The 12,008-nt window shown below is 58.6% G+C and carries 3 protein-coding genes, 3 tRNA genes and 3 rRNA genes; all 9 read left to right on the plus strand.

The features are described from left to right. Window positions 1–59: 59 nt before the first annotated feature. The 9 genes from purN (at window position 60) to JC200_RS13920 (ending at window position 11,759) form a co-directional block, all read left to right on the plus strand. Window positions 60–623 carry a phosphoribosylglycinamide formyltransferase gene (purN, locus tag JC200_RS13880; protein ID WP_274436555.1) on the plus strand — a complete coding sequence of 188 codons (564 nt, stop codon included), beginning with the start codon at window positions 60–62 and terminating at the stop codon, window positions 621–623. A 1,156-nt stretch (window positions 624–1,779) separates the two neighbouring features. After that, window positions 1,780–3,447, plus strand: coding sequence for a bifunctional phosphoribosylaminoimidazolecarboxamide formyltransferase/IMP cyclohydrolase (gene purH / locus JC200_RS13885; RefSeq protein WP_274432284.1), 1,668 nt, complete (start codon window positions 1,780–1,782; stop codon window positions 3,445–3,447). A gap of 14 nt (window positions 3,448–3,461) precedes the next feature. Beyond that, window positions 3,462–4,766, plus strand: a complete 1,305-nt coding sequence (gene purD / locus JC200_RS13890; protein WP_274432285.1) for a phosphoribosylamine--glycine ligase — start codon at window positions 3,462–3,464, stop codon at window positions 4,764–4,766. A gap of 422 nt (window positions 4,767–5,188) precedes the next feature. Then, window positions 5,189–6,722, plus strand: a 16S ribosomal RNA gene (locus JC200_RS13895). A 255-nt stretch (window positions 6,723–6,977) separates the two neighbouring features. Next, window positions 6,978–9,930, plus strand: a 23S ribosomal RNA gene (locus tag JC200_RS13900). Window positions 9,931–10,030: 100 nt separating this feature from the next. Then, window positions 10,031–10,147 (plus strand): 5S ribosomal RNA (gene rrf, locus JC200_RS13905). Together the 16S, 23S and 5S rRNA genes form the textbook arrangement of a ribosomal RNA operon. A gap of 1,336 nt (window positions 10,148–11,483) precedes the next feature. Next, window positions 11,484–11,558 (plus strand) — tRNA-Gly (locus tag JC200_RS13910). 38 nt (window positions 11,559–11,596) lie between these two features. Further along, window positions 11,597–11,673 (plus strand) — tRNA-Ile (locus JC200_RS13915). A gap of 12 nt (window positions 11,674–11,685) precedes the next feature. Continuing rightward, a tRNA-Gly gene (locus JC200_RS13920) sits at window positions 11,686–11,759 on the plus strand. The last annotated feature ends 249 nt before the right edge of the window (window positions 11,760–12,008 follow it).

Genomic DNA, 12,008 nt, shown 5'->3' on the forward strand with positions numbered 1-12,008 from the left:
CGTCGGGTACCACGTCGGGTACCACTCGCGCAGGCTTGTCTTCGACGCCACGCGCGGCTGTGGCCGTGTTCGCGTCCGGTTCGGGCACCAACTTCCAGGCGCTCATCGACGCAGCGGCAGAGCCGGACTACCCGGCCAGCATCGTTTGCCTCGTCACGGACGTGCCTGGTTGCGGCGCAGTCGCTCGTGCGGCGCAGGCGGGGATTCCCGCATTTGTCGCCCGCCCACGCGACTTCGCGGACAAAGCTGCGTTCGAAGCAAAAGTGCTCGAGGTGCTGAGCACTTACCAAGTCGAGTGGATCGCGCTTGCTGGATACATGCGCCTGATTGGCCCGACGCTCTTATCTGCTTACGACGGCCACATTCTCAACATTCACCCGTCGCTTTTGCCAGCGTTCCCAGGCCGCCACGCGATTGCGGACGCGATTGCTGCGGGGGTCCCGGAAACCGGGGTCACAGTGCACCGGGTTGACGCCGGGATCGACACGGGACCTGTCATCGCGCAAGAGCGTGTGCCAGTCGATCCCGGTATGTCCGCCGCTGACTTGCTCGCCCGCGTCCACGAGGTGGAACACCAGCTATACCCGGCCGTGCTCCGACGCGTCGTCCGCGGCGAGGCGTAGAAGTGCGATGAGGTTGTGGGTGCGCCGGGGGGCGGCTGTGGCGGCCGGCCTCGCAGGGGGTGACGACACCAACGGTCGGGCCGGCCGGCGGGCCAGCGCGTGGGTCAGCGCGCGGGTAAGTGTCAAAATGACACCTACAGCCGGGCCGGCGCGCGGGTAAGTGTCAAAATGACACCTACAGGCGGGCCGGTGATCCGGTAAGTGTCAAAATGACACCTACAGCCGCGTCCGCGCGCGGGTAAGTGTCAAAATGACACCTACAGCCGCGTCCGCGCGCGGGTAAGTGTCAAAATGACACCTAGAGCCGCGTCGGCGCACGGGTAAGAGTCAAAATGACACCTGCAGCCGGGCCGGCGCGCGGGTAAGTGTCAAAATGACACCTACAGCCGGGCCGGCGCGCGGGTAAGAGTCAAAATGACACCTACAGCCGGGCACGCGCACCGGTAAGAGTCAAAATGACACCTAGAGCCGCGTCGGCGTGCGGGTAAGAGTCAAAATGACACCTACAGCCGGGTCAGCGTGCGGGTAAGAGTCAAAATGACACCTACAGCGGCACCCGCGCGCGGGTAAGTGTCAAAATGACACCTACAGCCGCGTCCGCGCGAGGGTAAGAGTCAAAATGACACCTACAGCCGGGCCGGCGCGCGGGTAAGAGTCAAAATGACACCTAGAGCCGCGTCGGCGCACGGGTAAGAGTCAAAATGACACCTACAGCCGGGCACGCGCACGGGTAAGAGTCAAAATGACACCTACAGCCGGGCCTGCGCACGGGTAAGTGTCAAAATGACACCTACAGCCGTGTCAGCGCACGGGTAAGTGTCAAAATGACACCTACAGCCGTGTCGGCGCGCGGGTAAGTGTCAAAATGACACCTATAGCCGGGCCAGCGCGTGGGTAAGTGTCAAAATGACACCTACAGCCGGCCACGCGCGTGGGTAAGCGTCAAAATGACACCTACAGCCGCGTCCGCGCGTGGGTAAGAGTCAAAATGACACCAACAGCCGGGCCGGCGCCCCGGTAAGAGTCAAAATGACACCTACAGCCGGGCCGGCGCGCGGGTAAGAGTCAAAATGACACCAACAGCCGCGCCAGCGCACCGGTAGGCGCCGCGACCGGGATCACTTGATGAAATGACTACTTTACGGAGGTGCCAACTTTGGCCAAGAAATGGGCGTTGGTCAGCGTATTCGATAAGACGGGAGTTTTGGAGTTTTGCCAGGCGCTGACGGCGGCTGGATACGGGATTTTGTCGACAGGCGGCACGGCGAGGCATCTGACGGAGAACGGCGTCGCGGTGACACCTGTGGAAGACTACACCGGATTTCCGGAAATGCTCGATGGTCGCGTCAAAACCCTGCACCCGAAAATTCACGGCGGGCTGCTCGGCATTCGCGACAACGCCGAACACCGGAAGAGTATGCAGGCGCACAACATCGACGAGATCGACGTTGTGGTTGTCAACCTCTACCCGTTCGAACAGACAGTTGCGCGCGAAGGTGTGACGTTTGAAGAAGCTGTCGAGATGATCGACATCGGCGGCCCGTCAATGCTCCGCGCCGCTGCGAAGAATCATCGCTTCTGTGCACCAGTGGTCGATCCCGCCGATTATACGTGGGTCTCCGCCGCGCTGACAGAACGTGGTCGCGGTCTCACCGATGTCGACCGCCGCAAACTGGCCGCCAAGGTGTTCTCCGTCACCTCGCGGTACGACGCGCTCATCACTGATTACTTGGCGAAACAGGCCGAGCCAGAGGCGCCCGCCAGCTCGGCCGCGGTAGCCGCCACCTCCGGCACCACGCCCGCCAGTTCCAGCATCGCAGTCGGCACAGCCACGCTCACTACCGCCGCCAGTGCGGCAGAGGCCTGGCCGGAAGTCTATCAGCTGTCGTTCGTCCATAAGCAGGCGCTGCGATACGGCGAAAACCCGCACCAAGCCGCGCATTTTTACGCCGATCCCGATGCCTCCCCGGCCTCCATCGCCCGCGCGGCGCAGTTGCAGGGTAAAGAACTCTCCTTCAACAACATCCAGGACGCAGACGCTGCGCTCAACATGCTGCGTGCCTTCGATGACCTGAACCAGGCGACAGTCGTTGCCGTCAAGCACATGAACCCGTGCGGCATTGGTCTTGGGGTGACGATCGACGAAGCGTTCGACCGCGCCTACGAGTCCGACCCTGTTTCCATCTTCGGCGGCATCATCGCCTGCAATCGCGCAGTCGACGGACAGCTCGCAGAGCGGCTGGCAGGGATGTTTTTAGAAGTCGTGATCGCGCCGGGATTTACAAGTGAAGCCCGTGAGCAGTTCAGCCGCAAGAAGAACGTCCGCCTGCTCACAGTCGATGTGACCGAACCGCAGTGGCGTGAGTCGGACCAAGTGATGCGCCGCGTGTCCGGCGGGCTCCTTGTGCAGAACGTCGACCGCCAGCTCGCGGTGACTGAGAGCTGGCAAGTTGTGACGAAACGGCAGCCGACTGACAGCGAACAGCGGGCGCTTGCGTTCGCGTGGCGAACGGTGAAATTTGTGAAGTCGAACGCGATTGTGCTTGCGACCGAGTTCGGCACGACGGGCATCGGCGCAGGTCAGATGAACCGAGTCGGGTCGGCGCACATCGCGATCGAACAAGCTGGAGCGCGTGCCGCTGCGAGCGTGCTCGCTTCCGATGCCTTTTTCCCGATGCGCGACACGGTCGACACAGCTGCGGCCGCGGGGCTCAAAGCGATAATTCAGCCCGGCGGGTCGATTAAGGACGCAGACAGCATCGCCGCTGCGGACGAACACGGAATTGCCATGGTGTTCACCGGCGAGCGCCACTTCCTGCATTGAAAGGGGACTACCAGATGTCTCATCATTCACCAATCCCGCTCGCTCCCCGCATACTGATTGTCGGCGGTGGAGCACGTGAGCACGCCATCGCGTGGAAACTCGCGCAGAGCGACCGGAATTTGCAGTTGTACGCTGCGCCCGGGAACCCTGGGATGGCGCAGCTTTGCACGTGCGTGCCAATTTCCGCATCGGCCATAGAGGAACTTGTTCGCTTTGCAGTGGCGGAGCGCATGGACCTCGTCGTGATTGGGCCGGAGCAACCACTCGCTCTCGGCCTCGCAGACGCGCTGAGGGAGCAGGGGATGGCGGTCGTCGGCCCCTCCCAAGCCGCTGCAAGGCTCGAGACTTCGAAGTCATTCGCCAAAGAGGTGATGAAGCGGGCGGGAGTGCCGACCGCACAGGCTGAGTCGTTCACCGACGCCGCCAGCGCGCGGGCCTATGTGGAAGCACACGGCGCGCCGCTGGTTGTCAAAGCGGACGGCCTCGCAGCGGGAAAAGGGGTGACGGTCGCGCGGACGCTCGCCGAAGCGCTCGCTGCGGTTGATGAAGCGATGGTCGGGGAGAAGTTCGGCACGGCCGGCCAGCGCGTGTTAATCGAAGACTTGCTCGTCGGGCCGGAAGTATCGCTGATGTGCTTTGTCGACGGGGAGACGGTCGTTCCGATGTTGCCTGCGCGCGACCACAAACCGGTTGGTGACGGCGACACGGGACCGAACACGGGCGGCATGGGGGCCTTTGCGCCAGTCTACGACTTCATTGCAGACGGCCTGGACGACGAAGTCGTAGAGAACATTGTTCGGCCGACACTCGCAACTCTTCGCGCGGATGGCATCGACTATCAAGGGGTTTTGTATGTCGGGCTGATGATCACGGCAACTGGACCGGCCGTAATCGAGTTCAACGCTCGCTTTGGCGATCCCGAAACTGAAGTGGTTCTGCCCCTCCTTCGCTCGGACTTGCTGGATGTGCTGTGGGCGCTCGCAAACGGGCACCTTGCAGACACTGAGGTAGCGTGGGCAGACAACGAAGCTGCAGTATGCGTGGTACTGGCGGCGGATGGTTATCCGGAGCACCCACGTACGGGCGATCTAATCACGCTCCCGCCGACCACCGAAGCAGGTGTCGCGTTTTACGCCGGCACTTCGCGGCAGGACGGGTTACTGGTCACATCGGGCGGGCGTGTACTGACGTTGCTTGGTGTCGGCAAGTCCTTTACTGCCGCGCGCGAACAGGTCTATCGTTTTGCGCGTACTGTTCACTTCCCAGGACAGCATATGCGCACGGACATTGCAGCAACAGCGGTAGAGCGAACGATTTAAATGGCTAGCGAAAAATTTTATATAACATTCCAGTTGATCTCGGCCTGGACGCGTGGTATATTAGTCGATGTCGCCGCGAGGCGGTGCCGCTGAGAAAGACCCCACAAACCGCGTCACATCAAGGTTTCTCGGGTTTTTCAGTTGGCTGTCAGACGAGGTTTCCGCTCGGTTTCAGGGTTCGTCTTGAACCGACGCAGAAACTCTTGCGAGATAGTGAGCGACCAGAAACATCCAGTGGAAATGGTCAGCGAGGCGTGGTAAGATACTCGTTGCCGCTTCAAACAGGTGCTTCGGTCAAGCGGTGAATACAAGCACTACAATGGTTCCTTGAAAACTAAACACGCAAGAGAGCGACAGTGTATCGCAAGCAGAATTGGCTTTGGCTTCGGCTGGAGTTAAGGAAGCATAAATGAGCAGCAAACTTATTTGAGAGTTTGATCCTGGCTCAGGACGAACGCTGGCGGCGTGCCTAATACATGCAAGTCGAGCGGACCCTTCGGGGTCAGCGGCGGACGGGTGAGTAACACGTGGGTAATCTGCCCAACTGATCGGAATAACGCCTGGAAACGGGTGCTAATGCCGGATAGGCAACGAGGAGGCATCTCCTTGTTGGGAAAGGTGCAACTGCACCGCAGATGGAGGAGCCCGCGGCGCATTAGCTAGTTGGTGGGGTAACGGCCTACCAAGGCGACGATGCGTAGCCGACCTGAGAGGGTGGACGGCCACACTGGGACTGAGACACGGCCCAGACTCCTACGGGAGGCAGCAGTAGGGAATCTTCCGCAATGGGCGCAAGCCTGACGGAGCAACGCCGCGTGAGCGAAGAAGGCCTTCGGGTTGTAAAGCTCAGTCACTCGGGAAGAGCGGACGAAGGAGTGGAAAGCCTTCGTCGAGACGGTACCGAGAGAGGAAGCCCCGGCTAACTACGTGCCAGCAGCCGCGGTAATACGTAGGGGGCAAGCGTTGTCCGGAATCACTGGGCGTAAAGCGTGCGTAGGCGGTCGCGTGTGTCTGGGGTGAAAGTCCAGGGCTCAACTCTGGGATTGCCTTGGAAACTGCGTGACTTGAGTACTGGAGAGGCAAGGGGAATTCCGCGTGTAGCGGTGGAATGCGTAGATATGCGGAGGAATACCAGTGGCGAAGGCGCCTTGCTGGACAGTGACTGACGCTGAGGCACGAAAGCGTGGGGAGCAAACAGGATTAGATACCCTGGTAGTCCACGCCGTAAACGATGAGTGCTAGGTGTTGGGGGGTACCACCCTCAGTGCCGAAGGAAACCCAATAAGCACTCCGCCTGGGGAGTACGGTCGCAAGACTGAAACTCAAAGGAATTGACGGGGGCCCGCACAAGCAGTGGAGCATGTGGTTTAATTCGAAGCAACGCGAAGAACCTTACCAGGGCTTGACATCCCCCTGACCGTCACAGAGATGTGGCTTCCCTTCGGGGCAGGGGAGACAGGTGGTGCATGGTTGTCGTCAGCTCGTGTCGTGAGATGTTGGGTTAAGTCCCGCAACGAGCGCAACCCTTGAGCTGTGTTACCAGCGCGTAAAGGCGGGGACTCACAGGTGACTGCCGGCGTAAGTCGGAGGAAGGCGGGGATGACGTCAAATCATCATGCCCTTTATGTCCTGGGCTACACACGTGCTACAATGGGCGGAACAACGGGAAGCGAGACCGCGAGGTGGAGCAAAACCCTGAAAACCGTTCGTAGTTCGGATTGCAGGCTGCAACCCGCCTGCATGAAGCCGGAATTGCTAGTAATCGCGGATCAGCATGCCGCGGTGAATCCGTTCCCGGGCCTTGTACACACCGCCCGTCACACCACGAGAGTCGGCAACACCCGAAGTCGGTGGGGTAACCCGTAAGGGGGCCAGCCGCCGAAGGTGGGGTTGATGATTGGGGTGAAGTCGTAACAAGGTAGCCGTATCGGAAGGTGCGGCTGGATCACCTCCTTTCTATGGAGTAAGAGGCACTGTCGCTCGGTGTCGGCAACGACTTGCGTGTTTAGTTTTGAGGGAGCCATAACCCGCCCGGGTTTGTCCTGGTGCGGCGAATTGGTGACTTCAACTCGGTATTCGTGTGCTTGCACACGGTGCTGAACTGTACCTTGGAAACTGGATAACGACTCCTATGTAAGAAACGTCAACCGACATGATCACAGTGGGTAACTGTGTTCGAGTGACGTGGCGGGAAACTGCTGCGTTACAACAGGTGAAGTTAGGAAGGGCGCACGGAGGATGCCTAGGCGCCAGGAGCCGACGAAGGACGGGGCGAACACCGAAATGCCACGGGGAGCTGTAAGCGAGCTTTGATCCGTGGATGTCCGAATGGGGGAACCCAGCAGCCGTCATGGGCTGTTACTGCACACTGAATCCATAGGTGTGTGGAGGCAACCGAGGGAACTGAAACATCTAAGTACCTCGAGGAAGAGAAAACAAGAGTGATTCCGCAAGTAGTGGCGAGCGAACGCGGAAGAGCCTAAACCAGTGCTGTGTAAGGTTGCAGCCGTTGCAGGACTGGGGTAGTGGGGCTAGTGCGGAGGGGACTGCAAACCCCTCGCGAAGTCAAAAACTGCATTTGTAGCCGAACGGCATGGGAAGGCCGGCCAGAGACGGTGAGAGCCCGGTAGGCGAAACGAATGCAACTTCGTGGCACAAGTACCCAAGTACCGCGGGACACGAGAAACCCCGTGGGAATCTGGGAGGACCACCTCCTAAGGCTAAATACTCCCTGGCGACCGATAGCGGATAGTACCGTGAGGGAAAGGTGAAAAGAACCGCGGGAGCGGAGTGAAATAGAACCTGAAACCGTGTGCCTACAAGCAGTCGAAGCATGCATGACATGTGACGGCGTGCCTTTTGTAGAATGAACCGGCGAGTGATGACAGCGAGCGAGGTTAAGGCGGGAAAGCCGGAGCCGCAGCGAAAGCGAGTCTGAAGAGGGCGAGTAGTTCGTTGTCATCGACCCGAAACCGGGTGAGCTACCCCTGGTCAGGGTGAAGTGCGGGTAACACCGCATGGAGGCCCGAACCCACCGGCGTTGAAAAGCCGGGGGATGAACTGGGGGTAGGGGAGAAATTCCAATCGAACTCGGAGATAGCTGGTTCTCCCCGAAATCGCTTTAGGGCGAGCGTCAAGGGATGAGGGACGGAGGTAGAGCACTGATTGGATGCGGGGCCCTACCAGGGTTACCAAGTCCAGTCAAACTCCGAATGCCGTCTTGTTGCACCTTGGCAGTTAGACTACGAGTGCTAAGATCCGTGGTCAAAAGGGAAACAGCCCAGACCAACAGCTAAGGTCCCAAAGCCTGGTTAAGTGGAAAACGATGTGGCGGTGCACAGACAACCAGGATGTTGGCTTAGAAGCAGCCACCATTCAAAGAGTGCGTAATAGCTCACTGGTCGAGTGCTGCTGCGCGGAAAATGTAACGGGGCTAAACCAGGCACCGAAGCTTTGGATGTACCGAATGGTACGTGGTAGGGGAGCGTTCCATGGGCGGAGAAGCTGGACTGGAAGGTCTGGTGGAGCGCATGGAAGTGAGAATGCCGGTATGAGTAGCGAAAAGACAAGTGAGAATCTTGTCCGCCGAAAGCCCAAGGGTTCCTGGGGAAGGATCGTCCGCCCAGGGTAAGTCGGGACCTAAGGCGAGGCCGAGAGGCGTAGTCGAAGGACAACGGGTGGAAATTCCCGTACCACCGAAACACGTTTGAGCGACGGGGTGACGCAGGAGGAGCAGGGAAGCGCCCGGATGGAAGAGGGCGTCCAAGCAGCGAGCGTAGAGGATAGGCAAATCCGTCCTCTGAGAAGCGTGAGCTGTGATGGGGAGGGAAGTACAGTACCGAAGTCCCGCACTTCACACTGCCAAGAAAAGCCTCTAGCGAGTGCTAGGTGCCCGTACCGGAAACCGACACAGGTGGGCGCGTGGAGAACACGGAGGCGCGCGGGAGAACTCTCGTTAAGGAACTCGGCAAAATGGCCCCGTAACTTCGGGAGAAGGGGCGCTCGAAAGAGCCGCAGTGAAAAGGCCCAAGCGACTGTTTAGCAAAAACACAGGTCTCTGCAAAGCCGAAAGGCGAAGTATAGGGGCTGACGCCTGCCCGGTGCTGGAAGGTTAAGAGGAGGGGTTAGGGGCAACCCGAAGCTCTGAATTGAAGCCCCAGTAAACGGCGGCCGTAACTATAACGGTCCTAAGGTAGCGAAATTCCTTGTCAGGTAAGTTCTGACCCGCACGAATGGCGTAACGACTTGGGCGCTGTCTCAACGAGAGACCCGGTGAAATTGTAATACCTGTGAAGATGCAGGTTACCCGCGGCTAGACGGAAAGACCCCGTGGAGCTTGACTGTAGCTTGATATGGGAGATGGGTATGTCATGTACAGGATAGGTGGGAGACTGAGAAGCATGGGCGCCAGCCTGTGTGGAGTCGACGTTGGGATACCACCCTTGACATGCCTGTCTTCTAACCTGGCCCCATGAAACTGGGGTAGGGACAGTGTCAGGTGGGCAGTTTGACTGGGGCGGTCGCCTCCTAAAGAGTAACGGAGGCGCCCAAAGGTTCCCTCAGCGCGGATGGAAATCGCGCGGTGCGTGTAAAGGCAAAAGGGAGCTTGACTGCGAGACGGACAGGTCGAGCAGGGACGAAAGTCGGGCTTAGTGACCCGGCGGTGCCGAGTGGAAGGGCCGTCGCTCAACGGATAAAAGCTACCCCGGGGATAACAGGCTGATCTCCCCCAAGAGTTCACATCGACGGGGAGGTTTGGCACCTCGATGTCGGCTCATCGCATCCTGGGGCTGAAGTCGGTCCCAAGGGTTGGGCTGTTCGCCCATTAAAGCGGTACGCGAGCTGGGTTCAGAACGTCGTGAGACAGTTCGGTCCCTATCTGCCGCGGGCGCAGGATACGTGAGAGGAATTGTCCTTAGTACGAGAGGACCGGGATGAACCGACCGCTGGTGTCCCAGTTGTGCCGCCAGGCGCAGCGCTGGGTAGCTACGTCGGGAATGGATAAGCGCTGAAAGCATCTAAGCGCGAAGCCAGCCTCAAGATAACGTATCCCATCCGGTTAACGGAGTAAGACCCCTCATAGATGATGAGGTAGATCGGTCCGGAGTGGAAGCACAGTGATGTGTGGAGCGGACGGATACGAATCGGTCGAGGGCTTCACCAGATTCGTTGGTTGACGAGTACGAGCATAGGGCAGAGTCGTTATCTGGTTTCTGGGGTACAGGGAACGGTATGGCACAGCCGACCGTTTGATGTACCTGATGTCTGGTGGTAATGGCGGAGGGGACACACGCGTACCCATCCCGAACACGACCGTTAAGACCTCCAGCGCCGATGATACTTGGGGTGCAGACCCCTGGGAAAGTAGGACGCCGCCAGGCGAGAGAAGAGGAAGGCTCAGCACACTGTGTGCTGGGCCTTTTCGTATGCGCGGGTTAGGGGAAGTCGGAAGCACAGGGTTCGAGCGAATGGGGAAAGGCAAGGGACAGGAAGAGATAAAGGCAAGGGACCGGCAGAGATAAAGGCAAAGGGACAGGGCAAGTTAAAATGGTATGCCGCAGCGCGGCATACTCCAATGGAGTCCTAGACTTCGGTGGGCGAGAGGGTCGGCTGCGTAAGCGGAGACCGGTTGCGTAAGTGTAGATAACGTCGACATAGCGGATACCCCTATGGGGGTATATGCGCCCGGACGTCGCCGATTCCGTGGCTCGGGTGCGTACAGATGGAGAGTTCCATAGCATAGCGGAGAGCGGAAGGCGACGTGTCGCGGGGTCCAGAGTGTGATAGCGTTCATTTTGCTCCTTACACCGGGGGAAGCGACGGATTGAAACGTCGATTTCAGCCACATAGCACTGTGGATACCCCGGTAGGGGTATCCACTGAGGCGTTGCGTGATCAAAAAGTTCGCTATACGGGAAAATCGGCCCTCAGACGGTCATATAGCGAACAAAAAATGCGCTACGGAGGCAAAATCGGCTAAGAACGAGGGTTTGGCGAAGGCGAGCGAACAATTTGACCATTCGAAGGTCTAGTTATGTAAACAACGAGCGGATAACGAACAAAAAGTGCGTTCGACTCTCGGTATGACGGGCCAGTGAGTCATCCGCAGCGAGCAGAGCCATAGAGACTCCATAGGACCGAAGAATAACACGTCGCGGCAGTGTTATCTCACAACCCTAACGTGGCGCCAGAGCGTGAGTGCCAGGTAGCGACCGAAATAGAGGGACAAGTTCAAATGGTATGCCGCGGGGCGGCATACTCCAATGGAGTACTTGTCGTCCACCTAGCATTTCGGATACCCGGAAGGGATATATGGCTGGGCGGGATGAGACCAATAAGACCTTCCGATAGCGTTATCGCCAAAAACTAACGCGCCGTCAGGACGTTATTCGCTTGCGCAATGGCCATTTCGAGCCGATAACGTCCCAGAAACGCGTTATCGGCACCAGTGGGGGCGGGAAACCGAGATCTAACAGAGGATAACGCGTTGTGAGGACGTTAGCCGCCTGATTATGTAAACAAATCACATGATAACGAGCCCACAGAGCGTTAAGCAACGCCAGAGGAAGGGATATCGTATCTCCTAGAGTCTCGGGAGTGAGCGGACACGATGCGGTCTGGTAATGGCGGCGGTCGGTACAGTCGACGCGGTCACACTCAATTTATGTTTGTATTCCACGCACAAGCGTGATACAATACGAAATGCACTTGCGAGATGCGGAAGTGGCTCAGGGGTAGAGCATCGCCTTGCCAAGGCGAGGGTCGCGGGTTCGAATCCCGTCTTCCGCTCCATATTTTAACGCACAATGAGGTTCCTTAATCTTCTTATCGGGCCCATAGCTCAGTTGGTTAGAGCGGCCGGCTCATAACCGGTTGGTCCTAGGTTCGAGTCCTAGTGGGCCCACCAATCGACTACTGTGCGGGTGTAGTTCAATGGTAGAACTCCAGCCTTCCAAGCTGGTCGCGTGGGTTCGATTCCCATCACCCGCTCCATAAAGCTTTCAAGCAACAAAGGCCACTGCCTTGGGAAACCAGGACAGTGGCCTCCTTGGTGTGGTGGACCGCTACGGTGGCGTCCACAGTTCTACTATTGTTTGCTGTAGCGTGAAAATACGCCGATCAGAAGGACACTGGCGCTGCACCATCTTGAACGCGACTTCATATAAGTTACGCTGATTAACACGCAGAATCTCGGCGACCTCGTCAATCGACGGACACCGCATGGAAAAATACCCTAAGTAT

It is taken from the genome of Alicyclobacillus sp. ALC3 (assembly GCF_028751195.1).
Taxonomy (GTDB): Bacteria; Bacillota; Bacilli; order Alicyclobacillales; family Alicyclobacillaceae; genus Alicyclobacillus_L.

Excerpts from the sequence above, each read along its gene's own strand:
- purD (WP_274432285.1), top strand. The coding sequence starts at position 3,462 with ATGTCTCATCATTCACCAATCCCGCTCGCTCCCCGCATACTGATTGTC.